This window comes from Sabulicella rubraurantiaca, assembly GCF_017355885.1.
Classification (GTDB): domain Bacteria; phylum Pseudomonadota; class Alphaproteobacteria; order Acetobacterales; family Acetobacteraceae; genus Roseococcus; species Roseococcus rubraurantiacus.
Window position 1 is genome coordinate 599,924 of record NZ_JAFEUU010000001.1, and the last position, 25,365, is coordinate 625,288.

The 25,365-nt window shown below is 70.7% G+C and carries 28 protein-coding genes; 20 read left to right on the forward strand and 8 right to left on the reverse strand.

Annotated elements, in window-relative coordinates:
- Positions 1-46 precede the first annotated feature (46 nt).
- The 8 genes from JTJ31_RS02885 (at position 47) to JTJ31_RS02920 (ending at position 5,312) form a co-directional block, all read left to right on the forward strand.
- Positions 47-1,366, forward strand: coding sequence for a sulfite oxidase (locus JTJ31_RS02885; protein ID WP_207537071.1), 1,320 nt, complete (start codon positions 47-49; stop codon positions 1,364-1,366).
- Between the two features lie 2 nt (positions 1,367-1,368).
- The gene (locus JTJ31_RS02890; protein WP_207537072.1) at positions 1,369-1,683 is read left to right on the forward strand and encodes a hypothetical protein; all 315 of its coding nucleotides are present in this window, start codon (positions 1,369-1,371) and stop codon (positions 1,681-1,683) included.
- Entirely contained in the window at positions 1,680-2,294 is a 615-nt protein-coding gene (locus JTJ31_RS02895) for a hypothetical protein (protein WP_207537073.1), read from the forward strand. Before JTJ31_RS02890 ends, JTJ31_RS02895 begins: the two co-directional genes overlap by 4 nt.
- Positions 2,295-2,324: 30 nt before the next feature.
- On the forward strand, positions 2,325-2,951 hold the full coding sequence (parA, locus tag JTJ31_RS02900; protein ID WP_207537074.1) for a ParA family partition ATPase: 627 nt from the start codon (positions 2,325-2,327) through the stop codon (positions 2,949-2,951).
- A 7-nt stretch (positions 2,952-2,958) separates the two neighbouring features.
- On the forward strand, positions 2,959-3,417 hold the full coding sequence (locus JTJ31_RS02905) for a CopD family protein (RefSeq protein ID WP_207537075.1): 459 nt from the start codon (positions 2,959-2,961) through the stop codon (positions 3,415-3,417).
- Positions 3,414-3,842 carry a GNAT family N-acetyltransferase gene (locus tag JTJ31_RS02910; RefSeq protein ID WP_207537076.1) on the forward strand — a complete coding sequence of 143 codons (429 nt, stop codon included), beginning with the start codon at positions 3,414-3,416 and terminating at the stop codon, positions 3,840-3,842. The genes JTJ31_RS02905 and JTJ31_RS02910 overlap by 4 nt, the downstream gene beginning before the upstream one ends.
- Before the next feature lie 10 nt (positions 3,843-3,852).
- Positions 3,853-4,827, forward strand: a complete 975-nt coding sequence (locus JTJ31_RS02915; protein WP_207537077.1) for a zinc-binding dehydrogenase — start codon at positions 3,853-3,855, stop codon at positions 4,825-4,827.
- A 200-nt stretch (positions 4,828-5,027) separates the two neighbouring features.
- Entirely contained in the window at positions 5,028-5,312 is a 285-nt protein-coding gene (locus tag JTJ31_RS02920) for a hypothetical protein (protein WP_207537078.1), read from the forward strand.
- 4 nt (positions 5,313-5,316) lie between these two features.
- Here JTJ31_RS02920 and JTJ31_RS02925 read toward each other — a convergent pair whose 3' ends face one another.
- Complete coding sequence (locus tag JTJ31_RS02925) at positions 5,317-6,267, reverse strand: Bug family tripartite tricarboxylate transporter substrate binding protein (RefSeq protein ID WP_207537079.1); 951 nt, start codon at positions 6,265-6,267, stop codon at positions 5,317-5,319.
- A 165-nt stretch (positions 6,268-6,432) separates the two neighbouring features.
- On the opposite strand from JTJ31_RS02925, the gene JTJ31_RS02930 reads away from it, so the two are divergent.
- The 3 genes from JTJ31_RS02930 (at position 6,433) to JTJ31_RS02940 (ending at position 9,143) form a co-directional block, all read left to right on the forward strand.
- Positions 6,433-7,428: a cysteine synthase A gene (locus JTJ31_RS02930; RefSeq protein WP_207537080.1), complete on the forward strand. Its 996-nt coding sequence runs from the start codon at positions 6,433-6,435 to the stop codon at positions 7,426-7,428.
- Positions 7,425-8,078, forward strand: coding sequence for a serine O-acetyltransferase (cysE, locus tag JTJ31_RS02935; RefSeq protein ID WP_207537081.1), 654 nt, complete (start codon positions 7,425-7,427; stop codon positions 8,076-8,078). Before JTJ31_RS02930 ends, cysE begins: the two co-directional genes overlap by 4 nt.
- A gap of 78 nt (positions 8,079-8,156) precedes the next feature.
- Positions 8,157-9,143 (forward strand): glycosyltransferase family 2 protein, encoded by a 987-nt coding sequence (locus JTJ31_RS02940; RefSeq protein ID WP_207537082.1) that lies wholly within the window; start codon positions 8,157-8,159, stop codon positions 9,141-9,143.
- Positions 9,144-9,146: 3 nt separating this feature from the next.
- Here JTJ31_RS02940 and JTJ31_RS02945 read toward each other — a convergent pair whose 3' ends face one another.
- Positions 9,147-10,157, reverse strand: coding sequence for an NADP-dependent oxidoreductase (locus tag JTJ31_RS02945; RefSeq protein ID WP_207537083.1), 1,011 nt, complete (start codon positions 10,155-10,157; stop codon positions 9,147-9,149).
- Positions 10,154-11,851, reverse strand: a complete 1,698-nt coding sequence (aroB, locus tag JTJ31_RS02950) for a 3-dehydroquinate synthase (protein WP_328805651.1) — start codon at positions 11,849-11,851, stop codon at positions 10,154-10,156. The genes JTJ31_RS02945 and aroB overlap by 4 nt, the downstream gene beginning before the upstream one ends.
- A gap of 36 nt (positions 11,852-11,887) precedes the next feature.
- Between aroB and JTJ31_RS02955 the strand changes: the two genes are divergently transcribed.
- Positions 11,888-12,034 (forward strand): hypothetical protein, encoded by a 147-nt coding sequence (locus JTJ31_RS02955; RefSeq protein WP_207537084.1) that lies wholly within the window; start codon positions 11,888-11,890, stop codon positions 12,032-12,034.
- A 3-nt stretch (positions 12,035-12,037) separates the two neighbouring features.
- Positions 12,038-12,943: a tyrosine recombinase gene (locus tag JTJ31_RS02960; protein ID WP_207537085.1), complete on the forward strand. Its 906-nt coding sequence runs from the start codon at positions 12,038-12,040 to the stop codon at positions 12,941-12,943.
- Here JTJ31_RS02960 and JTJ31_RS02965 read toward each other — a convergent pair.
- Genes JTJ31_RS02965 through JTJ31_RS02975 form a run of 3 tightly spaced genes read right to left on the reverse strand, consistent with a single transcriptional unit; the run spans position 12,925 to position 16,006 of the window.
- Positions 12,925-13,887, reverse strand: coding sequence for an NAD(P)H-dependent flavin oxidoreductase (locus JTJ31_RS02965; RefSeq protein WP_207537086.1), 963 nt, complete (start codon positions 13,885-13,887; stop codon positions 12,925-12,927). The two genes, JTJ31_RS02960 and JTJ31_RS02965, sit on opposite strands and share 19 nt — an antisense overlap.
- A complete protein-coding gene (locus JTJ31_RS02970; protein ID WP_207537087.1) occupies positions 13,884-14,846 on the reverse strand; it encodes a Bug family tripartite tricarboxylate transporter substrate binding protein in 963 nt (320 codons plus the stop codon). Before JTJ31_RS02970 ends, JTJ31_RS02965 begins: the two co-directional genes overlap by 4 nt.
- Positions 14,843-16,006, reverse strand: a complete 1,164-nt coding sequence (locus tag JTJ31_RS02975) for an acyl-CoA dehydrogenase family protein (RefSeq protein WP_207537088.1) — start codon at positions 16,004-16,006, stop codon at positions 14,843-14,845. The genes JTJ31_RS02970 and JTJ31_RS02975 overlap by 4 nt, the downstream gene beginning before the upstream one ends.
- A gap of 310 nt (positions 16,007-16,316) precedes the next feature.
- On the opposite strand from JTJ31_RS02975, the gene JTJ31_RS02980 reads away from it, so the two are divergent.
- Genes JTJ31_RS02980 through JTJ31_RS03010 form a run of 7 tightly spaced genes read left to right on the forward strand, consistent with a single transcriptional unit; the run spans position 16,317 to position 22,672 of the window.
- On the forward strand, positions 16,317-16,724 hold the full coding sequence (locus JTJ31_RS02980) for an ATP-binding protein (RefSeq protein WP_207537089.1): 408 nt from the start codon (positions 16,317-16,319) through the stop codon (positions 16,722-16,724).
- Between the two features lie 29 nt (positions 16,725-16,753).
- The gene (locus tag JTJ31_RS02985; RefSeq protein ID WP_207537090.1) at positions 16,754-17,077 is read left to right on the forward strand and encodes an STAS domain-containing protein; all 324 of its coding nucleotides are present in this window, start codon (positions 16,754-16,756) and stop codon (positions 17,075-17,077) included.
- Positions 17,078-17,130: 53 nt separating this feature from the next.
- Positions 17,131-17,820, forward strand: coding sequence for a CheR family methyltransferase (locus tag JTJ31_RS02990; RefSeq protein ID WP_207537091.1), 690 nt, complete (start codon positions 17,131-17,133; stop codon positions 17,818-17,820).
- Complete coding sequence (locus tag JTJ31_RS02995; protein WP_207537092.1) at positions 17,813-18,712, forward strand: chemotaxis protein CheW; 900 nt, start codon at positions 17,813-17,815, stop codon at positions 18,710-18,712. The genes JTJ31_RS02990 and JTJ31_RS02995 overlap by 8 nt, the downstream gene beginning before the upstream one ends.
- On the forward strand, positions 18,709-19,710 hold the full coding sequence (locus JTJ31_RS03000; RefSeq protein WP_207537093.1) for a chemotaxis protein CheB: 1,002 nt from the start codon (positions 18,709-18,711) through the stop codon (positions 19,708-19,710). Before JTJ31_RS02995 ends, JTJ31_RS03000 begins: the two co-directional genes overlap by 4 nt.
- Complete coding sequence (locus JTJ31_RS03005) at positions 19,707-20,345, forward strand: response regulator (protein ID WP_207537094.1); 639 nt, start codon at positions 19,707-19,709, stop codon at positions 20,343-20,345. The genes JTJ31_RS03000 and JTJ31_RS03005 overlap by 4 nt, the downstream gene beginning before the upstream one ends.
- The gene (locus JTJ31_RS03010; protein ID WP_207537095.1) at positions 20,342-22,672 is read left to right on the forward strand and encodes an Hpt domain-containing protein; all 2,331 of its coding nucleotides are present in this window, start codon (positions 20,342-20,344) and stop codon (positions 22,670-22,672) included. The genes JTJ31_RS03005 and JTJ31_RS03010 overlap by 4 nt, the downstream gene beginning before the upstream one ends.
- On the opposite strand, the gene JTJ31_RS03015 is transcribed toward JTJ31_RS03010, so the two are convergent.
- Complete coding sequence (locus JTJ31_RS03015) at positions 22,673-23,806, reverse strand: PP2C family protein-serine/threonine phosphatase (RefSeq protein WP_207537096.1); 1,134 nt, start codon at positions 23,804-23,806, stop codon at positions 22,673-22,675.
- Positions 23,803-25,365 (reverse strand): methyl-accepting chemotaxis protein, encoded by a 1,563-nt coding sequence (locus JTJ31_RS03020; protein ID WP_207537097.1) that lies wholly within the window; start codon positions 25,363-25,365, stop codon positions 23,803-23,805. The genes JTJ31_RS03015 and JTJ31_RS03020 overlap by 4 nt, the downstream gene beginning before the upstream one ends.

Consider the following 25,365-nt stretch of genomic DNA (forward strand, 5'->3'; position numbering starts at 1 on the left):
AATCAGACGAAGCCGCGCAAAAGCGGAACAGCCGGAGGAAACACCCATGGCCGAGCGCTCGATCCAGGAGCTTTACCGCGACGACCCCGAGCGGGCCGACGCCCTGGCCTTCGGCCGGCGAGGTGCGCTGAAGGGTGCGGCGCTCACTGCCATGGGCGCGGCGCTGGGCGCGGCCATTCCCTTCGCCCGCCATATGCCGGAAGGGCACCTGCCCGCGCTCTTTTCCCGGCCCGCCGCAGCGCAGGGCAGCGGCGGCAACGCCCCGCCGGTCCTGCGGATGGACGGCAAGGCCGAGCTGATCCTGCAAGGCGACCGCCCGCTCGTGGCCGAGACGCCCGAGCATATGCTGGACGAGCCCGTCACAAGCTACCGCCACTTCTTCATCCGCAACAACGGCCAGATCCCGGAGCAGCATACCGGCGACCCCAATTCCTGGCGCGTCACGGTGGATGGTGAGGTGAACTCGCCCCTCGACCTGACCGTGGGCGACCTCCGCTCCCGGTTCGAGAACGTGACACTGCAACTCCAGATGGAGTGCGGTGGCAATGGGCGCGCCGCCTTCTCGCCGCAGACGCGCGGCAATCAGTGGGGCAACGGCGCCATCAGCAACGGCCAATGGACCGGGGTGCGGCTACGCGACGTGTTGCGCGCCGCCGGGCTGAAGCCGGGCGCCACCCATACGGGGCATTTTGGCGCGGACCCGCATCTGTCGGGCGCCACGGATCGCGCCGCCATCTCGCGCGGGATGCGTCTGGCCAAGGCGATGGATGACGACACGCTGATCGTCTTCCAGCTGAACGGGCAGCCCATTCCGCACATCCATGGCGCGCCGGTGCGGCTGCTGGTTCCAGGCTGGCCGGGTAGCCTTTCGCAGAAATGGCTGACCCGCATCGCGGTGCTGGACAAGCCGCATACGGGGGCCGGCATGGGCGGTACCTCCTACCGCCTACCGGTTTCGCCCATCGTACCGGGCAGCACCAATGACGGCCGCTCCTTCGCGGAGATGGAGAGCATGCCGGTGCGCTCCATCCTGTCCTCCCATGCCCATGGCACGCGGCTTCCCGCCGGCACCCGCGAACTGGACCTCCGCGGCGCCGCCTGGGCGGGCGATCTCTGGGTCAGCAGCGTCCATGTCTCCACGGATTTCGGCGCGACCTGGCAGAAGATGGACCTCGCCGCACCCGCCAACCGCCATGCCTGGCAGCGCTGGCAGGGCCGCATCTCCCTGCCGCGCGACGGGTATTACGAGATCTGGTATCGCGCGACGGACAGCGAGGGCCGGATGCAGCCCCATGCGGCGGCGAACTGGAACCCGCAGGGCTACGGCGCCAACCCGATCAGCCGCGCAGCCATCCTGGTCGGGTGAGGATGCGCCACTTCCTCCTCCTTGCTCTCCTTCTCGCCACACCCGCAGCGGCGCAGGAGGAGGACCCCTCCATCCTGCCTGAGGGGCCGGGCCAGGAGGAGGTATTCTACGCCTGCACCGCCTGCCACTCGACGGCGATCATCCGGCGCTCCGGCTTCGACCGGAATCGCTGGGACGGGCTGATGGACTGGATGACCGAGGTGCACGGCATGGCGCCGCTGGAAGGCGAGGAGCGGCGGCAGATCGTGGATTACCTCGCGCAGCATTTCGGCCCGCGTGGGGGATCGGCGCGCGGGCGAAACCCCTTCCTGCCATGATCGCACGCCTCGCCTGCCTGCACACGGCACGAAGCAACGCGGCCCTATTCGAGGCGGCGGTCGACGCCCTGCCCGTTCGCGCGGCTGAGCTTTCGCACCATGCCCGCCCTGACCTGCTGCGCGAGCCCGACGCGGCCACGCTGGACGAGGCGGCGCGCGTGATGGAGGCGCTGACTCGCGGGGCAGATTCGGTGATCCTCACCTGCTCCACCATCGGCCGGGCAGTTGAGCGGGTGCGCGCCCCCTGCCCCGTGCTGCGCGCGGATGCGGCACTGGCAGAGGCGGCGACGCGTTCGGGCGGCGAGGTGACCGTGCTCTACGCCGCGCCGACCACGCGCGAGCCAACGGAGGCGCTGTTCTCGGCCGCCGCCGCCCGCACCGGCGCCACCGTGAAGCTGCATTTCGTCGCCAAGGCGTGGGATTGCTTCCTGGGCGGCGATCTCTCCGGCTACCACGCCCGCATCCGGGAGGCGGCCGAGGAGGCGATGGGCCGCGTCGCCTTCGCCCAGGCCAGCATGACACCCGCTGCCGAGGGGCTGACGCCGCGGCCCCTTACCGTCCCGGGCGCCGCTATCCTCGCGGCGCTGCGTGCCATTCGCGAGGCGCGCTAGACTCTGCCCCCGAATCGAAGGGGTACAGGCATGGCCTTCGTGATCGCCGTCGCGCAGCAGAAGGGGGGCGCGGGGAAATCCACCCTCGCCGCCAACCTCGCCGTTGCGCTGGGAGAGGGAGGGCCGGTCACTCTGCTGGACACCGACCCGCAGCAATCCCTGGCGCGATGGCATGCCATCCGGGTCGCCCAAGGACATGCGCCGCTGCGCTTCGACACGCCCTCGGGCTGGCGGGTGCCTTCGTCGCTGGATGGATTGCGGCGCGGGCCGGGCTTCGTGGTGCTCGACACCCCACCGGCGGCGGACACGGACGCGAAGCAGATGTTGCGCGCCGCGGACCTCGTCCTGATCCCCCTCCAGCCCTCCCTTCCCGACCTCTGGGCCAGCGAGGCGACGGTCGCCCTGGCGGAGGGCGAGCGGAAACCCTGGCGCTACGTGCTGAACCGCGTCCCGCCGCAATCGCGCGTGGCCGAGGTGGTGCTGGAGGAACTTGCCCGCCGCAAGGCGCCGCTGCTGGCGGAACGCCTGGGCAACCGCGCGGTCTATGCCACAGCATTCGCCACCGGCCAGGGCGTCACCGAGGCGCAGCCCCGTTCCACCGCCGCTTCCGAGCTTCGGGCCCTCGCCTCTTCCATCCGGGGGCTTGCCGGCCAATAAAAGAAGGATGCTGCCAAACCTCCTTTACGCCCTGCACGTCTTTTTCGCCGCGCTCTGGGTGGGCGGCATGGCATTCGCCATCCTCGCATTGCGCCCTTCCCTCGCCGCGCTGGAACCGGCGCAGCGCATGGCGCTGATGGGCGGGACGCACCGGCGATTCTTTGTCATCGTCTGGCACGCCATGCCGATCGTGCTCCTGTCCGGCTACAGCCTGCTGCTCGGCTATTACGGCGGCTTCCGTGGTGCAGGCTGGCATGTCCACCTGATGCATATGACCGGGCTGCTGATGGCGGCCGTGTTCCTGGCGGTCTTCTTCGGCCCCTGGAAGCAGATGCGCGCCGCCCTGGCCGCTGGCGACCAGGCGGGCGCCGCCGCCGCCAATGACCGGGTTCGCCAGCTCGTCACCGCGAACCTCCTCCTCGGAACCCTCACCGTGCTGGTCGCGGCCTGGGGCCGCCTGGGATGAACCCGCCGCGGCTTACCATCAGCGACGACGATTATCCCGAGCTGGAAGCAGTCGCCGCCATCCAGCGTGGCCTCCATACCTTCAACCAGGAGATGGGCGGCCCCTATGACCGCGAGCCGGTCACCGTGCTGGCGCGCGACGAGAATGAGGTGGTGAAGGGCGGGCTGCTCGGCCTCACCTACTGGAACTGGCTGTTCATCGACTGGCTATGGCTGTCGCGCGAGGTGCGTGGCCAGGGTCTCGGCACCGACCTCCTTTCGCGGGCGGAGGCAGTCGCGCGCGGGCGGGGCTGCACCGACGCCTATACCGACACATTCTCCTTTACCGCCGCGAATTTCTGGAAGCGCAACGGCTGGATCGAAGCGGGTCGGCTGGACGGCATGCCGCCCGGCCATTCGCGCATCTGGTACCGCAAGAAACTCTGAGGAGACGCCTATGAAGGCCGCCATTGTCACCGAACAGGGCCTCGTCGTTCAGGAAGTCCCGGAGCCGAAGCCGGGACCGCAGCAGGTTCTGATCAGGCTACGTGCCGTCGGCATGAACCGCGCCGACCTGGCCATCGCGGCAGGGCATCGCCACGGCGCGATCGGCGGCCCCGGGGCCATCCCCGGGCTCGAAGGCGCGGGCGAGGTGGTGGAGGTCGGGCCAGATGTGCCGGATTCGATCCGACCGGGCATGCGGGTCATGGCCTCCCTCGCCTCCTCTTACGCGGAATACGCGGTGGCCGATTGGGGCCGCGTGTCGCCGATCCCGGATGCCAACATGTCGTGGGAGGTCGCGGCCACGCTGCCCGTCGCGCTGCAGACCATGCACGACGCGGTGGTGACGCATGGCCGTGCCGGGCCGTCGCGCACGGTGATGATCCAGGGCGCCTCCTCCGGCGTCGGACTGATGGGCTTGCAGGTAGCCCGGCTGATGGGCAGCCCGGTGGTGATCGGCACCTCCACCAATGCAGAGCGGCGCGCGCGCCTTCGCGAATTCGGTGCGACCCTCGCCGTCGACACCAACGATCCCACCTGGGTCGATCAGGTGCTGGAGGCGACGGAGGGGCGCGGCGTGGATTCGGTGGTGGACCAGATCAGCGGCTCGCTGGTTCGCCACACCATGCGCGCCACCGCCATCCTGGGCCGCATCGTGAATGTGGGGCGCCTGGGCGGCATGGTCGCGGATTTTGATTTCGACCTGCATGCAGCGCGGCGGATCACCTATATCGGCGTGACCTTCCGTACACGCTCCGCCGACGAGATCCGCGAGATCGTGCGCAAGATGCGCGCGGACCTCTGGCCCGCGCTGGAGCGCGGCGAACTGCGTCTGCCGCTGGATCGCTGCTTCCCGCTGGACGAGGTCGGGGCGGCGCTGGCGCATATGAAGGCCAATGCACACTTCGGGAAGATCGCCCTGATCCCCTGAGGGGCGGCATCCCGTGACCGCCTCCCCCGAGGACGCGCTGTGGACTGCGGGGGTCGTGCCGATGCCGGTCGGAAGTGGCCCTGTATCGAGACGGACAAGGCCGGGAGGATCGCGGTGGCGCCGGACCTTTCGGTTCCGGGCCATCCGGAGATCTTCGCCGTCGCGACCTCGCCGCCGCGGAGGACAGCAAGGGGCCCCACGTGGGGAAGCTTCTCACCGAGCGAGCCTTTGAGCGGAGTTCAGCTTCCCCGTTCAGCTATCGCCACTACGGCAAGCTCGCGACGATCGGGCGGCATTCCGCCGTGGTCTATCTGGACTGCTTCAAGCTGCGCGACCACATCGGCTGGTGCTTCTGGGGCATCGCGCAAGCGTTGTTCCTGATCGGCTTCCGCAGCCGCGTCGTCGTGTCCTTCGAGTGGCTGTGGAGCTACCTGACCTTGCAGCGCAGCGCCCGGCTCATCACCGGGCGCCGGCGGGACGACTGAAGTCCTAGCTCAGCTGCATGCCGGTGCGGCGCACTACCTCAGCCCAGCGGGCGGCGTCGGCGCGAAGGCGCTCGCCCAGCGCCTCGGCGGGGGTATCCACCGGCTCAATGCCCAGGCCCTTCAGGCGTTCGGCGACTTCTGGCACGCGCAGCACCTGGCCCACGGCGGCGTTAATGCGGGCGATCAAAGCAGGGTCGGTGCCCTTTGGGGCGACTAGGCCGTGCCAGCCCGACGCCTCCAGCCCGGACAGCCCAGCCTCGGACAGGGTCGGGACTTCCGGCAGGGCGGCGGCGCGAGCCGAAGTGGACACGGCGATACCCTTCAGGCGCCCGACCTTCACGTGGTCCGTCACCGCGCCGATGTTGATCATGACGCCCTGGAGCGAGCCGCCGAGCAGGTCGTTGACCGCCAGCGCACCGCCACGATAGGGCGCGTGGGTCCAGCTCGTTTCCGTGACCTGTTGCAGCACCTCGATCAGCAGATGGGACAACTGTCCATTGCCTGGCGTCCCGACCGCGACCGGATTGTGGCGGCTGTATTCCACGAATTCGCGCAGGGAATTTGCCGGGAAATCCGCGCGGGCGACGAGGATCTGCGGCACCGAAGTGACTTGCGCAACCGGGACGAGGTCGGTCAGCGGGTCAAAGGACAGGCGCGGGAAGAGCGCCTTGTTGATGGAGAGACTATCGGCGCCCGCCACCAGCGTCAGCCCATCTGGGCACGCCCGCGCCCCGGCTTCATAGCCGATATTGGAGCCGGCCCCCGGCAGGTTCTCCACCACGATGGAGGTGCCCAGCGCGGGGCCAAGGTGGCGCGCCACCAAGCGCGCGACGATGTCCTGCGAGCCGCCGGGAGCCACCGGGACGATGAGGCGGATCGGGCGCTCTCCCTGCGCGAGCGCCGGCAGGGGCAATGCCAGGGAAGCGGCAGCAGCAACGAGCGAACGGCGATTCATCGTGGAAACCCCTATTGCACGATTTATTTGTGTTTTATCGGAACTATACACCGCTACGTCAACGTTCTTTCCGTGTGGAAGATCGGCGACGTGCGCATCCCCGGCACGCGTGGGAAGCGTGGATGGGGATTTCCACGCCGCGCCGCGCAGACATAAGCTACCGCTATGTGGACCGCCCCCTCAGCCGGCTTGCTCGGCTCCATCGGAAACACGCCGCTCATCCGCCTCCACCGCGCCAGCGAGGCGACGGGATGCGAGATCCTCGGCAAGGCAGAGTTCATGAATCCCGGTGGCTCGGTGAAGGACCGCGCCGCCCTCGCCATCATCGAGGCGGCGGAGCAGCGTGGCACGCTGAAGCCCGGCGGCGTGATCGTCGAGGGAACGGCGGGCAACACCGGGATCGGCCTGACCCTGGTGGGCAACGCGCGCGGCTACCGCTCAGTCATCGTGATGCCCGAGACGCAGAGCCAGGAGAAGATCGACTTCCTGCGCATGATCGGCGCCGAGCTGCGCCTCGTGCCCGCCAAGCCCTTCAAGGACCCAGGCAACTACGTCCACGTCTCCCGCCGCCTCGCCGAGGAGGAGGGCTGGTTCTGGGCCAATCAGTTCGACAATCTCGACAACCGCGAGGGTCATCGCCGCACCACGGGCGCCGAGATCATCGCCCAGGCCGGCGGCAAGGTGGATGGCTTCACCTGCTCCTGCGGCACGGGTGGAACGTTGGCGGGCGTGGCGCTGGCGCTGAAGGCGCACGACGCCTCCACCCGCGTCGTCCTGGCCGACCCGCTGGGCAGCGCCCTCTATTCCTGGCGCAAGACCGGCGAGCCGGTGATGTCCGAAGGCACGTCCATCACCGAAGGCATTGGTCAGTCCCGTGTACCGGCCAATCTGGAAGGCGCACCGATCGACGATGCCATCCAGGTGACGGACCCCGAGGCGCTGGAGCAGGTCTTCGACCTGACGCGGCACGAGGGCCTGTGCGTGGGCGGTTCGGCCGGGCTAAACGTGGCGGCGGCGGTGAAGCTGGCGCGGGAAATGGGGCCGGGCCACCGTATCGTCACCATACTTTGCGATGGCGGTTCGCGTTACCAGTCCAAGCTGTTCAACCCGGAGTTCCTGCGAGGGAAGAACCTGCCCACCCCGCCGTGGCTCGAATCATGATTGGCGAGATGCTGGAACTTGGCCGTTCCATCCGCGAACGGGACCCGGCCCGCCCCTCCTGGGGCGAGGTGGTGTTCTCCTACCCGGGCCTCCATGCGGTTCTGTGGCACCGCTTGGCCCACGCGCTGTGGCGCGCCGGGCTGCGCGGCGCAGGGCGCTTCGCGTCGCATCTCGGCCGGATGCTGACGGGAATCGAGATCCATCCCGGCGCCCGGATCGGACGGCGCCTCTTTATCGACCACGGCATGGGGGTGGTGGTCGGTGAGACGGCGGAGATCGGCGATGACGTGCTGATCTATCATGGCGTCACGCTGGGCGGGCTTTCGCTCAAGCCCGGAAAGCGGCACCCGACCATCCGCAGCGGCGCGGTGATCGGTGCGGGCGCCCAGGTGCTTGGGCCCATCACCGTCGGGTACGGGGCACGGGTAGGCGCGAACGCCGTCGCCGTGAATGACGTGCCCGACGGCGCCACGGTGGTCGGCATCCCGGCGCGCTGCCCGCCCTCCGATTGCGGGCAGGAGCCGAATGTCGGTTACGGGCTTTCGGCCTCGAATCCCGACCCGGTCGGGGAAAGGCTGGCAGCGCTGGAGGCAGAAATCCGTCGCCTCCGGGCCGAAGTGGAGCGGAGCGCTCTGCGGGAGCGAAGCTAGCGGCGCAACCGGCGCCCCCATTCGACGCTTACCATCATGGGCAGGGCGCAAGACCCAAGCCTGCTTGGGAGGTGTCGAATGGACGTTTCCGTCATCCTGCCACTCCGCGCCGGCGCGGCCTCTCCCTCCGGGATGATGCGCTCCATCTTCGGGCAGCGGCATGAGCCGCGCGAGGTGATCGTGGTGGATGACGGGGCGACGGATGAAGGCCTGGCCCTCAAGGCTGAGTTCGGCTCACGTCTCGCCATGCTGCGCGTGGAGCGCTCCGGCGGGGTGCAGGCGATGCGCAATGCCGGCATCGCCAAGGCGCGGGGCGACTGGCTGGCCTTCGTGGATGGGAGCGAATGCTGGGGGCCGGATTTCCTGCTCCGCCTGGCGACGCTGCACCGCGCGGCCCCGAAGCTCGACCTTCTCTTCACAGATTTCCGCCAAGGGGAACCGGCCGCCGCGACCGGCTTCGCTGCGGCGCCCCCAGGTTGGTGGGACGGGAGCAGGCGGCAGGACCTCCCCGAGGGATGGGTGTTCGAGCGCCCGGTCGCCGCCCTCGCCTTCCGCTGGACGCCGATCCGGCTTTCCGCTTCCGTCTTCGCCCGCTCGCTGGTGGAGCGCGTCGGAGGCTTCGATTCCCGCATGCGCGGCCTCCGCCCGGAGGCCTGGGAGTTCCTGCTGCGCTGCCTTTACGCGGGCCGTCTTGGCGCCCTGCCAGAGGCCCTGGTCGCGGTCAGGCGCGGCGATACCGCCACTCCACACGACCAGGCCGGACGACTGATTCAGGAAGTGGAACTGCTGCGCTTCGTCCTGCGTCATCACCGCGAGGCGGTGCCGTTCCGCGCCGTGATCGAGGAGGAAATCCGCCACCGCCGCGTCGCCGCCGCGGACCTCGCCTTCGCCGAGCGCAACCACGCCCTGGCGCGGCGCCTCCTGTCGGAGGTCGCCTCGCGCGACCGTTCGCTCCGGCTGCGGGCCAAGGCGGCGTGCCTCGCCCTGCCGGACAGGCTGGGGCTGCCGCTGAACGGCCTGCTCCAGCGCTTGTCGGAATGGCGGCAGCGCCGGGCTGCCGCCTGAATCTCAGATCTTCACGACCAGCTTGCCGAAATTCTCGCCGCGCAGGAGGCCAATGAAGGCGCGCGGTGCGCGCTCCAGCCCCTCCACCACGTCTTCCTTCCACTTCAGCTGGCCGGCGCGGATCAGCCCGTCCATCTCGGCCAGGAAGCGCCCGTAGCGCTGCCAGCCCGTATCGAAGACGATGAAGCCCTGGATTCGCAGCCGCTTGCGGACCACGGCGCCGAGATTGGGCCCCGGCTCCGCCTTCGAGGTGTCGGCCCCGGGAGCGGTGTTGTATTGCGAGATCATCCCGCACATCACCATGCGTCCAAAGTCGCGGAAGCGCGGGAAGACGGCATGCTGCGTCTTGCCGCCCACATTCTCCCAATAAACGTCGATGCCCTCCGGGCAGGCCTTGTCCAGCTGGGCATCGAGGTCGCCGCGATGGTCCAGGCAGGCGTCGAAGCCCAGTTCCCTTACGACGAAGTCTCCCTTGGCCTTGCCGCCCGCGACGCCGATCACCCGCGCGCCGCGCGCCTTGGCGATCTGTCCCACCACCTGCCCGACCGCGCCGGAAGCTGCGGAGACAACCACCGTCTCGCCCGGCTTGGGCTGGCCGATATCTTCCAAGCCGACCCAGGCGGTAAGGCCGGGCATGCCCAGCACGCCCGTATAGGCGGAAAGCGGCGCGATGCCCGTGTCCACCTTGCGCAGCGCGTCGCCATCCGCCACGCAGAAGCGCTGCCAGCCCTTGCCCCCGGCGACAAGGTCCCCCTTCGCGAAACGGGGATCGTTGCTTTCCACGACCTCGCCCACCGTGGCGCCTTCCATGACGTCGCCGATCGCGACGGGCTTCGCGTAGCTCTTCGCGTCGCTCATCCGTCCGCGCATGTAGGGGTCGAGCGACAGGAAATGCGCGCGGATGAGGACCTGGCCCCGGCCAGGGCGGGGGGTCTCGGTCTCCACCACCTCGAAATCGTTTTCCGACGGCTCGCCCGTCGGACGGTTCCGCAGCAGCACCTGCGTGTTCTTCATGGACTCGCTCCCTCCTCGATCAGCAAGCGTCGCACCGCGTCCTCGGGCACGTCGTCCGCGGTCAGGCAGTGCCCTGCACCGCGCAGCAGCACGAAGCGCATCTGCCCTTCGCGCGCCTTCTTGTCCGCCCGCATCCGCGCCATCAGCGCATCGGCCGTGAAGCGGCGCGGAAGGTCCGCGATCCGCACGCGCATGCCGCATTCGCGCACATGCTCGCGCACCCGCCCCGGCATTTCCTGCGAACAGAGGCCGAGCCGCGCCGAAAGCTCCGCCGCGAGGCCGAGGCCGATCGCCACCGCTTCGCCATGCAGCAGCGCGTCGCCGTAGCCGGTCTCGGCCTCCAGGGCGTGGCCGAAGGTATGGCCCAGATTCAGCAAGGCGCGGCCGCCCTCGGCCTTGGTCTCGAACTCGTCCTCGGCGACCACGGCGGCCTTCAGGCGGCAGCTTTCGAGCACCGCATAGGCGAGGGCAGCAGGGTCGCCCGCCAGGGCGAGGGGGCCATTGGCCTCGCACCATTCCCAAAGTGGGCCTTGCAGGAGGCCGTGCTTCGCCACCTCGCCCCAGCCGGCCTGAAGCTCGCGCGGCGGCAAGGTGCGAAGCGCGCCGGTATCGGCCAGGACGAGGCGCGGCTGGTGGAAGGCGCCGACCAGGTTCTTGCCGTGCCGCGTATTGATGCCGGTCTTGCCGCCGACGGAGGAATCCACCTGCGCCAGCAGGCTGGTCGGGCATTGGACGAAGGACAGGCCACGCAGGACGGAGGCCGCCGCGAATCCCGCCAGGTCGCCCACGACGCCCCCGCCCAGCGCCACGATCGCGGTACGGCGGTCGGGCTTCGCATCAAGGATCGCCTCCACCACCCGCGCATATTCCGCGAGGGATTTCGACGCCTCGCCCGGGGCGACCGTCACCTCGCCTGCCAGGGTGAACCCCGCCTCGGCCAGGCTAGTCCGCAGCGTGGGCAGGTGATGCGGCGCGACGTTGCGGTCGGTGACGACGACGCAGCGCCGCCCCTCCAGCCGTGCCGCCATCTCCGCCCCTGCCCGCGCGAGCATCCCCTCGCCGATCAGGATGTCATAGGCGCCGCGCTCAAGCTCGACGCGGAGGCGCTCGGGCGGGCGATGCGCCAGGATCGCCTCGGCGACGCGGCGCGTGGTCTGCTCCGGCGGTTCGTCCTGGCAGGGGACGACGAGGTCAGCCTGGGCGTAGAGCGGGTGGCGCGCGGCCATCAGCCGTTCCAGCACCTCGCGCGGGTCGGCGTCGCGGAACATCGGGCGATGCTCCCGCCCGGCCACGCGGCGCAGCAGCAGTGGCAACCGCACCTTCAGCCAGACGGTCAGCGCGCCGGAGGACCGCAGCAGCGCCCGCGTCTCCGGATCGGCGAAAGCGCCGCCTCCGGTGGCAAGCACCACGGGTTCGTCTCCGGCGACAAGGCGGCCGATCACGCGGCGCTCGCCCTCGCGGAAATGCGCCTCGCCATAGCGGGCAAAGATCTCGCTGATCGCGATGCCGGCCGCCTGTTCGATCTCGGTGTCCGCGTCGCGGAAGGGCAGGCCCCAGCGCGCGGCGAGGCGACGGCCAATGGAGGATTTCCCGGCGCCCGGCATCCCCACCAGGACGATGGAACGGCGGGGGGGCGAGGGGATGGGGGACGAAAGGGGGGCGAGGTTGCGCGACACGGTCTGCGAAGGTAGCACGAAGCCCGCGCCGTGCGAGGGGATGCCCCGGTTTCCATGTTCCGTCGTCCGATCCTTCTTCTGGTCCTCCTGCTGATCGGGGCCCTGGTACTCGGTCTGCTGGCGCTCGGCGCCTTCCCGCCGGAGGTCTCGACCTCGCCGGTCGAGCGCGTCCTGCCCAATGACCGGTTCCAGACGCGGTAGCACGTGGCCCTCCATCTTCTGGAAGCCTTCCTGGAGATGATGGCGGCGGAGCGTGGCGCCGCGCGCAATACGCTGCTCGCCTACCGAACCGATCTGGCGGAATACATTGCCGCGCACGACCCGGTCAGGGCCGATGCGGCAGAACTCCGCATCTATGTCGGCGGGCTGGCTGGCCGGGGATTCTCACCGCGGTCCCAGGCGCGGAAGCTGTCCTCGCTGCGGCAGTTCCACCGCTTCCTCGCGCGCGAGGGGTTGCGCCTCGACGACCCGACCGAGTTGCTGGAGAGTCCCAAGGCCCCTGCCCCGCTGCCCAAGGCATTGAGCGAGGAGGAGATGGATCTCCTCACCATGGGCGCGGCCTCCCTTCCCGACAGCCAGGCGCCGGTGGCCCTGGCGGTGATCGAACTGCTCTACGCCTCCGGCCTGCGGGTGTCGGAACTGGTCACGCTGCCTTCCGGCGCGCTGCGCGGCGACGCGCCGCTCGTGACGGTACGGGGGAAAGGGGCTAAGGAGCGTCTCGTGCCGATCTCCCGACGGGCGCGCGAGGCGACATCCATGGCGCGAGAGGGGTTGACCAAGCGAGGCAAGGGCCGCCCGCAGGCGCAGCGCTGGCTCCTGCCCTCACGCGGGGCGTCGGGGCACCTGACGCGGCAGGGGGTGGGTCTGCTGCTGAAGCAGGCGGCCCTGGCCGGTGGCCTGGACCCGGCGCGGGTGTCGCCGCACGTGCTGCGCCACTCTTTCGCCACGCACCTCCTGTCGCGCGGCGCCGATCTGCGCGCGCTGCAGACCCTGCTCGGCCACGCCGACATCGCCACCACGCAAATCTACACCCGCGTGTTGGAGGAAAGGCTCCGCGCGGTGGTCGAGGAGCATCACCCCCTCGCCCGGCTTCAGCCCAGCGCAGCCTGAGTCCCTGCGCCGAGGCGGTGCAGCCTCTCCAGCACCGCGCGCGCCTCCGCTCCCATGCGCCGTACCACCTCGCCGGCCGATGGGAGGTCCTCGATTAGCCCGACGCTTTGCCCGGCCCAGACATAGCTGTCTTCCAGCGCGCCCTCCCCGACGCCGCGCGCATTCGCCTCACCGGAGATGAGGGGGAGGATGTCCTCGCCCTTGGCCTCAGCGGCAAGGATGGCCTCGGCATGGCGGGAGCGGAGGACACGCCCCGGCTGGCCGACGCTGCGCTTGATCAACATCGTCTCCTCCGGAAGCGCGGAGAGCAGGGCGTTCTTGTAGGCCGCATGCGCCCGCGCTTCTTTCGTGGCGACGAAGCGCGTGCCCATCTCGACTCCCTCGGCGCCCAGGGCCAGCGCCGCCACCAGCCCGCGCCCATCGGCGATGCCGCCTGAGGCAAGAACGGGGATGGAAACCGCGGCGACGACGCGCGGCACCATTACCATCGTCGTCTCGTCACCACGCCCGATATGGCCACCGCCTTCGAACCCCACCGTGGCGACGAGGTCGGCGCCCGCCGCCTCCGCCTTGCGCGCCAGCTCCGGCCCGGCGGTGAGCACCAGAACCTTGGCCCCGCCATTCACGCGGCGAATCCAGGGCGCCGGATTGCCGGCGGTGAGGGCAATGACCGCCACTCGCTCCTCCAGCGCCACTTCCAGCATCGGCGTGATGTCGAAGCGGCCGATGGGCAGGTTCACGCCGAAGGGCCGCGCGGTCAGCGCTCGGCAGGCGAGGATCTCGGCACGCAGCCCTTCGGGACCATTCAGACCGACCGTGCTGATCTGGCCCAGCCCGCCCGCCTCGCTGACCGCGGCGCAGAGTTCGGCCCCCGCCACGCGGGCAAGTCCGCCCTGGACGATGGGAAGATCGATGCCGAGCATCTCGGTGACGCGCGTTCTCATCCTGCAGTCGCTCCCGTGACACGCACCACCTCCGCCCAGCGCGAAACCTCGGCGGCGACGAAGGGGCGAAATTCGGCAGGCCCCATGCCAGACGGGATGGCGCCGAGGGCGCGTATGCGCGCGGCATTCGCCTCTTCCCGCAGCGCGGCGGCGATGATGGCGGCCACACGTTCCACGATGGCGGGCGGGGTGCCGGCGGGCGCCATCAGCGCCTGCCAGGCGGTCGGCTCGAAATCCGGCCAGCCCAATTCTCGCGCCAGGGGCGGGATGTCGGGGAAGTCCGGATGCGGCTCACGCGAGGAGATGCCGAGCGCCCGCAGGCGCCCATCGCGGATGAAGGCCGATTGCGGCGGCAGATTCTCCAGCACCGCGTCGATGCGCCCGGCGATGAGCTCCGTCACCGCCGGGGCGGAGCCACGGAAGGGCACATGCGTTCCCCGTGCGCCGGCACGCCGCAGCAGCAACTCCATCGAAAGATGCGGGTGGGTGCCGATGCCCGCCGAGCCGAAGGAAATTCCCGCCGGCTTCGCCGTGGCCCAATCCAGGAACTCCTTCGCGCTCCGCACGGGCGTGGATGGATGCACGGACAGCACATTCGGCACCATGGCGATCACCACGGTGGGCGCGAAGTCGCGCAGGAGATCGAAGGGAAGGTTGCGGTGCAGCGTCTGGTTGATAGTTGCGGCCGCCGCGACCACGGCAAAGGTCTGCCCATCGGGAGCGGAGCGCGCCACGTGCTCCAGCCCCACATTGCCACCTGCGCCCGTGCGGTTCTCCACAAGGAAGGAGCCACCGGTGGCAGCGCCTAGCGCGGCGGCTGAAAATCGCCCGAGCGTGTCGGCCGCTCCGCCCGGCGCGAATGGCACGATGAGGCGCACCGGCCCGTTGGGCCAGGATTGCGCCGCGGCCAGACCCGGCAGGAGCGCCGGCGCGGCCAGAAAGGCGCGTCGGGCGATCATCGCACCATCTCCTTCGCGATCAGCAGGCGCTGGATATCGGAAGCGCCCTCGAAGATCCGCAGCAGGCGCACGTCGCGGAAGAACTGCTCCACCACGCTGCCGCGCATGTAGCCGGCGCCGCCATGGATCTGCACGGCACGATCGGCGACGCGCCCCACCATCTCGGAGGCGAAGAGCTTGCAGCAGGCGATGTCAGCGATGATCTCGCCCTGCGCCTCACCCGCCACGTCGAAGGCCCGCGCGGTCTCCAGCACCATGGAGCGCGCCGCCAGCAGCTCCGCGCGGGAATCGGCAAGCTGCGCCTGCACGAGCTGGAACTCCGCGAGAGCCTGACCGAATTGCTTCCGCTGCCGCGAATAGGACAGCGCCTCGTCCAGCAGGCGCTGCGCCTGGCCGACACAGGTGGTGGCGACATGCAGCCTTGCGTGGTTGATGCCGCGCATCGCCGTCTTGAAGCCACTGCCCTCGCGCCCGCCGATCAGCGCCGTCTCCGGCACGCGGACGCCGTCGAAATAAACCTCGCTCGTCGCGCTGCCGTCCTGGCCCATCTTGCGGTCGGCAGGGCCCATCGTGATGCCCGGCGTTTCGCGCGGCACGATGAAGGCGCTGATGCCGCCCGCTCCGCGCGAGCCCTCCTCCGTGCGCGCCATCACGATGAGCACCTGCGCCTGACGGGCATTGGTGATGTAGCGCTTGCTGCCGTCGAGCACGAATTCCGCGCCCTCGCGCCGCGCACGGGTCCGCACCCCGCCCGCATCGCTGCCCGCTTCCGGCTCGGTTAGGCAGAAGGCGGCAGTGGCCTCGCCGCTCGCCATGCGCGGCAACCATTCGCGCCGCTGTGCTTCCGTCCCGTTGTAGAGGATGGGCTGGGAGCCGAGCCCGATGGTGGTGGAGAAGCGGGACCGGAAGACGGCAGACGCATAGGTGACCTCCATCATCACCCGCACCTGCTGCTCCATGCTCAGGCCCAGCCCGCCATAGCGCGTGGGGATGGAGATGCCAAACAGCCCGGCCCGGCGCAGCAGATCCGTGAGGTCCTCCGGGAGGGTTTCCTCCCCTTCCAGCCGTGACTCGGCCGGGATCAGGCGGTCGCGCACCAGGCGGCGGATATTGCCCAGGTATTCCGCGAAGGCCTCGTCCTCGACCACTCCATCCGGCATTGTGCCCCTCCCTGCTTGAAGGGGAGGCTAGACCTGATGGCTCGGCCAGCGCCAGACAGCGGATGAACCGGGCGGCCCTCAAAGCCGCTTCCTTCTGGCTGCTGGCAGGCCAGCCGCGCAGACCGCGCATCATCTCGCCAAGATCCGCCACGCGTTCCACCAGCCAGTGCCTTGCGGCAGCGTCGCTCGCATCGCACAACTCTTCCAGCAGCAGGCGCAACGCCTCGGCCATCGGCGCCGCGCCCTCCGATGCCGACGCGAGGGGCCAAGCTTGCGGCGCGGCGCGCGGCGGGCCAGCCTGCGGGGGACGATGAGACCTTTCCATCTCCGCCTTCCCCCGACGCTCGACAGCGTCACCGCCCTTCAGGATGCGCTGGAAGCCTGGTCCGATGAGGCGGGCTTGCCCATGCCCGTGGCGATGCGCCTGGCGCTCGTCGCCGAGGAAGTCGCGGCGAACGTGGCGAATCACGCGACAGGCGCGAGCTATTTCGAGTTCGGGGCGAAGGTCGAGTCAGAAGGCATCCGGCTTTCCCTGGTCGATGACGGACCGGAATACGATCCGCTCGCGCACGCCGCACCCGATACGGAGGCCCCGCTGGAGGATCGCGACCCGGGCGGCCTGGGCATCCATCTGGTCCGCACCATGACGCGCGGCGCCGCCTATGCGCGGGAGAGCGGGCTCAACCGTCTCACTTGCACCCTTCCCGTCGAAGGGTAGATTCCGCCCACTCGCTGGAGAGACAAGTCATGGAAATCACCGAAGCCCAGGAAGCCGGCCGCTCCGTTGCCGTGCTCGACGGGCGTCTGGACACCGCCACCGCCGCGATGACCGAGGCGAAGCTGACCGAGATGCTGAAGCAGGGCGGCCTCATCGCCGACCTGTCGGGCGTTCGCTACGTCTCCTCGGCCGGGCTGCGCGTCCTGCTGAAGGCTGCGAAGCAGGCCAAGGAAGGCCAAGTGCCCTTCGCCGTCGTAGGGCTGCAGCCACCGGTGCGCGAGGTGTTCGAGATCAGCGGCTTCGACAAGATCATCCCCGCCTTCGCCACGCGGGCCGAGGCCGCGGCCGCCTGAATCCCGAGCTTCTTGCCGGGCTGGCCAGCCTTGCGGGGCTGGCCGATTCGCCGGTGCTGGCCGGGCGGCTGGCCCGCGCGCCGGACCTCGCAGCGCGCTGCACCAGGACCCCACCGGATTTCAACAATCCCGACTGGGCCGCGCTTCTCGATGCGGTGAGCGTGGCGGAGACGCGGCTGTTCCGCTTGCCGGGGCAGTTCGCGACGCTGGCCGAGCTGCTTCCCGGGTTGGGCGCGACGGCGTGCAGGCAGGGCCGCGCCCTGCGCCTCCTGTCAGCGGGCTGCGCCAGCGGGGAGGAGGCATGGAGCCTCGCGGCCCTGGCCCTGCGCCACGCGCCACCCAGCACGAGAATCGAGGTCCTTGGCCTCGACATGTGCCGGCCGTCGCTGGACGTCGCACGAGCGGGGAAGACGGGGGCTGGGCTGGGCGACCCCCTCGCCTTGGTCCCGGGTGAAATCCTGCCCTTCCTGGCCGACGAATGCAGGCGACCGCGCCCGCACCCCGCCCTGCGCGCCGTCACCCGTTTCGATCGCGCCAATCTGCGCGACGCACTACCGGGCCATTTCGACGTGATCTTCTGCCGCAATGTGCTGATCTATCTGCACGAGGCGGCACGCAGGGAGGTCGTCGCCCGCCTGACGGAGGCACTTCACCCGGGCGGCGTGCTCGGCCTCGGTCCCACCGACCAGCGCCCCGCCGGCCTCGTGCCGCTGGGCGAGATGCTGTGGCGCCGCGATGCGTGACGCGATCCCCCTTCCCGGTGGCGGCGCCTTCGCCCTCGTGGATGGGGTCGCCGTGCCGGTTCCACGCCAGGCCTCGGCCGAGCGCACCGCGCGCGAGGCCGCAGAACCCCTGCCACTGCCTCCCGCCACGAGCCGGCGCGCGGGCATCGCAGCGCTGCACCTGACGCTCGGCGACGCGACGCTCGTCGTGCCGGCTTCGCTCGTCTGGCGCATTCATGGCTTCGACGCGCCGGTGCCGCTGCCCGCCTCGCCGCCTGGGGTGCTGGGCGTTTCGCTGATGGATGGCACCCCCGTGCCGGTGCTGGCGCTGCCGGGTGCGCAGGGCTGGCGCGACGCGATCCTCCTCCTGGATTTGCGGCACGGCGGGCGCCGCTTCGCATTGCCAGCCGGGCGCATCTCCGCCCTGCCCTCGGGAGGCGAGGAGTTCGCTGCCTGGCTCCAGTCCGACGAGGCAGCCTCGCTTCTCGCCGTGACGCCGCTTGCCCCGATGGAGACACCCGCTCCGCCCGTGCCGCATCGCGACCTCGTCGTGTTCAGCGCGGGTGGGCGCGATGTCGCCCTCCCTGCCGACGCGGTGGTGGCCGTCCTTCCGCCGCTCCATCCCGCGCCGGTGCCGGGCGGCTCGGTTGCCGCGCATCGCGGCGAGGTGCTGCCCGTGCTTGATGCCGGGCCGCGCCTTGGCGGTGCGCCGACGCGGCTGCCCGCGCCGATGCTTCGCCTCGCTACCCATCCGGGGCGGCTGCTTCTGGTATCCTCCATTGCGGGGGTGCGCAGAGTGCCGGCGGAGGAGGTCCATTCCCTGACACCGGGCGGGCTGATCGCGGCCCTTGCACGCTCTGGCGCTGCGCCGCTCCCCGTGCTCTCCCTGGCCGCGCTCGGGAGGCCGGCATGATCCCGGTGCTGATTGTGGACGACAGCGCCTTCATGCGCCTCGCCCTCCGACGAATCATCGAGGCGGAGGGAGATCTGCGGGTCGTGGGCGAAGCGGCGGATGGCGAGGCCGCCATCGCCGAAACCAAGCGCCTGCGCCCGGCCGTGGTGGCGATGGATGTGGAAATGCCGGTCCTGTCGGGGATCGAGGCGACGCGGCGCATCATGGCGCTGCCCGATCCACCCGCCGTGGTCATGGTCAGCCAGCACACCTCGGCCGACAGCCCGGCCGCCCTCGCCGCCCTCGCCGCCGGGGCCAGCGACTACTTGTCCAAGGATACCGGCCTGGGCGGCCTCGACCTCGGCCATCTGGACCGCGAGTTGCGGGCACGGCTGAGGCACTGGGCTCGGCAGCGGGATCGCACAGGCGGACCCGCACGACCAGTGCAATCCGTGCCGGGCCAGCGCCCTTCGCTGATCCTCGTCGCCGCCTCGACAGGTGGGCCGGATGCGTTGGAGGCGCTGCTGCGCGCCTCCGGGCCGCCCCCCCTGCCCACGGTCATCGCGCAGCACATGCCCGAACGCCTGGCGCCGGAACTGGCAGCCCACCTCGCGCGGCGCACCGGAACCCCCGTGCGCGTCGCGGAGGAGAATGAGCCGCTTCGCCGTGGCGAAGCCACGTTGCTGCGGAAGGACGCCGTGCTGCTGCGCGAAGGCGCGCATCTCGCACTGCGCTTCTCCCCGCGCACCGATGGGCTGGTCCATCCCTCTGCCGACCTTCTGTTCCGCAGCGCAGCGCTGCTTGCCGTGCCATGCTGCGCCGTGGTGCTGACGGGCATGGGCGATGATGGAGCAGATGGTGCGGCGCGGATCGCGTCGCAGGGCGGCATGGTGATGGTGCAATCGCGCGACAGCGCGGTCGTCGGAGGCATGCCCAGCGCGGCGCAGGCGCGCGTGCCCGCGGCCGTGGCGCTCTCCCCCGCCTCTATCGGCGAGCGTCTCAAGGAACTCGTGCGATGATCGAGGATGAGGAACTCCTCGCGGCGCTGCGCCCGGAATGGGCGGCGGAATGCGATGCGCTGGCGGCCGCGACGGACGCGGCTTCGGCGCAGCGCGTCCTGGCAAGGCTGCGCTCCATGGCCGACGCGATGGGCTTCGCCGCGCCCTTCCCGGAACCCGATGCACCCTTCGAAACCCTCGTCGCCGCCGCGCCTGCGCTGCGCGGCGTGCTGGCGCCGCAAACGGCGCAGCCAAGCCCGGCGCGGGTATTGGTAGTGGATGACAGCCGCACCATCCGGCGCCTCCTGCGTGGCATCTTGGATGGCGCGGAGGGGCTGGAACTGGTGGGCGAGGCGGCGGACGGGCAGGAAGGGCTGCGCCTGATGGCGGAGCATCGGCCCGACCTCATCCTGCTCGACCTCGAGATGCCCGTGATGGACGGGATGGGGTTCCTGGCCGAATGGGCGCTCGCCGGGACGGGCGCGGTGGTGGTCGTTTCCTCCGCCGCGCCACCCGGCAGCCCGGCTGCGCTGGAGGCGCTGCGGCGTGGGGCTTTCTGCTGCGTTTCGAAGCCATCCGGCGCCTTGTCGCCGGATCTCGCCGATCGAGCGGGGGTGGAGATCGTGGCGGCCTGCCGCCGGGCGATGACACGATGAGTCCCGACGATCCGCTTTTCGCCGAGTTCCTGGCCGAGTCGGCGGAACATCTCGATACGCTCGAAATGGGGCTGACGGGCGAGGCGCCAGTGGATGTTCTGTTCCGCGCCATGCACAGCCTGAAGGGCATGGCCAATGCCCTCGGCGCGCGCGGCATGGGCGCCCTGGCCCACGCTGCCGAGGAGGTGCTGGGACGGGCACGGTCCGGCGCACGGCCGCTCGACCGGGATACACGCGAGGCGCTGCTGGGAACGGTGGACGCGCTGCGCGCAGCACGTGACGCCCTGGCCGAAGGGCGCGACCTGCCGGCCGATGCCGCATTGCTGGCACGGCTTGTCGGCGGGGAAGCCGCACCTGCCCCTGCGGCAGCCCCGGTGCCTGCCGCCGCTCAGGGCGGTGACCCGTTGCGGCTTTCGCTGGCCTCGCGCCTCGCGGCAGAAATGCCGCGCCTTTCACCGCAACTGGCCGAGGCCGCCCGCGATGCGGGGCTTCCGGCCTTGGCCACGGCCATTGCCGAGGCTGGGTCGCCCGCCGGATACGGGCGGTTGCGCAGCAAGCTCGCCCTGCTGGAAGCGGTGACCGGCATTCCGGCCGGATCCGCTGCCACGCTTACTGGCCGGCCCGACCCTGCGCCCCTCCTGGCGGCGCTGGAGAGTGCGTCGGCGCGCGAAGCGGCGCGCGACTTCGCCGATGCCGCCCATGCCCATGGGGATCGCGGGGCTGAGGAGCTGGGCCGGCAGATCCAGGACCTGGCCGCACGCGGTGTTTCGGTCGGACATTTCAGGTCGGCTCTGCTGGAGCCGGTGCTGCGCGCCGTCGAGGCGCCGCCCGCGCCGCCGCCCCCGCCTCTCACCTCCTCGCTCGCCGCCGCCCTGCCGCAAGCCGCACACCAGCGCGCCGCCGCCGCGATGGCGAGTGGGCGGCGCATCTGGCGCTTGCGCCTGGGTGCCCTCGCCCTCGCCGAAGCGGTGGCGGAATCCTTCCTTCAGCGCGCGGGCGATTCCCTGGCCAGTGCCGGACCGCCCGGCTCACTCGACCTCTTCTTCAGCAGCGACCTGCCGCCCGCCGAGCTGGCCGGGCTGCGCGCCGAGCTGGACCCCGAGGGCGTCGCGCTGCTCGACCTCGCTCCGGCCGATGCGCCACCCCCGCCGCCCATGCTGCGCGTCCGGCAGGATCGGATCGACGCGGTGATCGCGCTGGAGGCGGAGTTGCGCGCTGCGACCCTCGCCCTGACCGACTCCCTCGCCGACCCGGGCGCGGCGCAGGCACTGGAAGACCTTGCCGCCATCCAACGCGCCTTGCCGCCCGGCCCGGCGTCGCGCCTCGCCCCCGCGCTGGAAAGGTTGCGCGCTGTCCGCGTCGCGGCGGACCGCGCGGCGAGCCGCCTTCGCCTGTCCCTGGGCCAGATGGACGAGGCGGTGCTGGAGCTGCGCGTCGTGCCCTTCGCACAGCTGGCGCAGCGCCTGCACCGCCCGCTGCGGCAGCTTGCCGAGGCGCAGGGCAAGACCGTTGAGCTGGTGACCGAGGGCGAGGAGGTCACGCTGGACCGTTCCCTCGCCGACCTCCTGGCCGATCCGCTGCTGCATCTGCTGCGCAATGCTGTGGACCACGGGATCGAGACACCGGAGCTGCGCGCCGCCGCCGGCAAGCCGCGCATGGCGCGCATCCTGTTCACTGCGGAGCGCCGGGCGGGGCGGTTGCGCGTCGTGCTGCGCGACGACGGGCGCGGCGTGGACGAGGCCGCCGTGCTGGCCCGCGCCCGTGCACGGGGCCTGCTGCCGCCCGGCGCCAACCCGGTGGGAGAGGCGGTGCATGCCCTGCTCTTTCTCCCCGGCTTCTCGACGCGCGAGGTGGTAAGCGACGTGTCAGGGCGCGGCGTCGGACTCGACGTGGTGCAGGAGGCGGCACGGCGTGCCGGCGGCACCGTGCGCGTGGACAGTGTGCCGGGCCAGGGCACGGGCTTCGTGTTGGACTTGCCGCTGAACGCCGCCATCCAGCACGTTCTCCTCGTGGAAGCGTCGGGCCATCCCTATGCCCTTCCCGCGAACCGCGTGGAATCGGTTCTGGAGCCGGACCGCGTCCCGCCGGGCGTGAAACTGCGCTCGCTGGAGGAATTGCTGGAACTCCCGGCGGCGCCACCTTCCGCGGTGGTGCTGCTGCGGCGCCCGGCCGGGTTGATGGGCCTTTCCGTCGCGCGGATCGGGCGGCGCACGGATTTGCTGCTCAAGCCGCTGCACCCCGAGATCGCCGGCCGGCTCGGTGTGGGCGGCGTCGGTGTCCTGGGCCATGGCGAGGCGGTGCTGCTGCTGGAGCCGGACGAGCTTTAACTAGCGGCTGAAGGCCAGGATCGTCACGTCATCGGCAGCGGGGGCGCCGCGCGCATGGGCGGCGACAGCCGCCAGCAGCTTGCCGATGGCAAGGTCCGGCGCGACCGTGCCGCCGAGCGACGCGACGACGGCATCCTTGCCCAACAGCTCACCCTCCGGGTCCTGCGCTTCTGTCACGCCGTCGGAGAGGAGCAGCAGCCCCTCGCCCTCCGGCACGGCAAATTCCTGCGAGGCGTAGGGGAAGCCTTCCATCACCCCCAGCGCGGGCTGCACGGCGTAGCCTTCCAGCGCCACCGCACCGCCCTGAGTCAGGCGCAGCGGTGCCTCGTGCCCCGCAACGCAGATACGCCCCTTGCCATCCCGCCGGTCCACCACCCCCAACGCGGCGGTGACGAATGTCATGTCCTCGTTGTCCACGGCCAGATCGTCATTGGCGAGGGACAGCAGCGCCGCCGGATCCGGCACCCCGGTCGAGATGCGGGCAGCGGCGCGGATCAGCCCGAAGGAGCGGGCCATGGTCAGACCCGCCGGGGCCCCCTTCCCCGCAACGTCGGCCACCACGAACAGCACGTGGTCCGCCCCGATGGGCAGCAGGTCATACAGGTCGCCGCCCACCTCGCGCGCCGGCTCCATGTATGCATGAACCGCGAAGCCGGGTCGCTCCAGCGCGGCGAAGTCTCGCGGCACGATGGAAAGCTGCGCGCGCCGCGCGCTCTCGAGCTCCGTCTCCAATGCCTTGAGGCGCTGATCTGCGAGGTCGCGCAGCGCCTTCTTCTCGAGCACGGCCTGCAGCCGGGCCCTCAGCAGCGGCGGGTCGAAGCTCTTGGGCAGGTAGTCCTCGGCACCGAGTTCGATGCAGCGGATCACGCCCGACATCTCCGTCTGGGCAGAGATGACGATGACGGGCGGCGCGTCGCGCATGCCGCGCAGCCGCTCCAGCACGCCGATGCCATCCAGTTCCGGCATCTCGAGGTCCAGCAGCACCACGTCGAAGCGTCGCCGCCCGATCGCCTCCAACGCCTCGACGCCGTTGGTGGCCATCTCCGGCTCGCCATAGCCCAGCTCGGCAAGGCGACGCTTGAGCAGCAGCCGGTTGAAGGAGCTGTCGTCGACGACCAGGAAGGAAGGGTTCATGCGCGGCCCGCGGCCATGTTCTCCACAGCCGCACGCGATTCCGCGGCAAGGCGCGACAGATCGATCATGGTGACGGTGATCTCCTCGGCGGCCGTGGCATTGCCCTGGCCGATGCGGGTCAGCGTGGCGACCCGCTCATCCAGGCTGGCGATGGTGGCCTGCTGTTCTTCCATGGCGACGGCGATGGAGGCGGCGAGGCGTGCCGTCTCCTCCGTGAGCCGTTCGAAATCATCCATGCTGGCACCAACCGCCGCGGCTGCGCCCGCGCCTTCGCGCGTGCGGCGCCCGGCCTGGAGCACCACCTCGGCGATCTCCTGCGCCAGCGCCTCGGTCGAGGCGGCGAGCTGCCGCACCTCCTCGGCAACCACGGCAAGGCCGCGCCCGTGCTCGCCCGCGCGGGCCGCCTCGATCGCGGCATTGATGGCGAGGATGTTGGTCTGGGTGGCGATCTTGCCGATGGTGGCGGCGATTCGTGTCACGCGCTCCGTGTCCTCGCCCACTGCATCCACGGTTTCCACCAGCAGCCGCACCTTTTCCAGCGAGGCCTGGAGCAGCCGCCGCGCCTCGGCGGCTGTGTCGCGCGCGGTCTGGGTGGAGCGACCGACATCGCTGACCGCCTGCGAAGTGTGAGAGAGGGCGTCCGAGACCTGCCGCAGCTCCGAAAGCTGGGTCAGGCTGCCCTCGCTCACCTGGCCGATCGCCTGGCTCGCCTGGGAGGTGACGATGGCGGTGCGCCGAGCCCCTTCCAGAGCCTGGTCCATCAGTCGCCGCGTCTCCGCGAGGTTGGCGCGGAACACCGCCACGGCGCGCGCCATCTCGCCCACCTGGTCCCGCCTCTCCGTCCCTGGGACTTCCACCTCCGCGTCGCCCGCGGCGAGGTGGCGCATCGAGGAGGCAACCCTGCCCAGCGGCTTCACCGTCATCGCCACCAGCACGACCCAGACGAGACCCAGCCCCACGAGGCCCATCAACACGCCCAGCAGCGTGGCGCGCTGGCCCTGCTCGCGCAGCCGGTTCGCCTCCACGAGGCTTTCATCCGCATCCTGCTTGGAGATGCGTCGCGCATCGGTGGCAAGCCGGTTGAAGGCCACCACCACGTCCAACCATTCCTCCTGCAACGGCCCCCACTCGGCCCGCGCGCGCCGGGAGAAGGCGTCGGCCACGCGTTCGCCCAGCTCGCGCATGCGGATCGCCATGTCGCGTGCGCCCTCGGCCACGACGCGGTCCAGCCGGTCCCCGAGTAGGTTCGCCAGAGTTTCGTAGCTTTCGAGAATGCCGTCCGCGTTGCGCTTCATGCGCGGCGCGGTGACGGTGGGCGGCAGGGCGCCGGCCAGCACCGCGGCGAAGCCCTGCGCGAAATCCGCCACGTCGTTGGAGAAGTCGTCCACCGCCGCGATGGCAGCGCGATCGCGAACGCCCATGCGCTCGATGATCGCGCCCTGGCGTTGCAGCAGCACCAGCGCGCTGCCGGCCAGGAAGGCCAGCACGGCGAGCATCAGCAGCAGGACGATCGCCGCCCTGGTGCCGATGCGGCCAAAGAAGCCGGTGCCCTGCTCCAT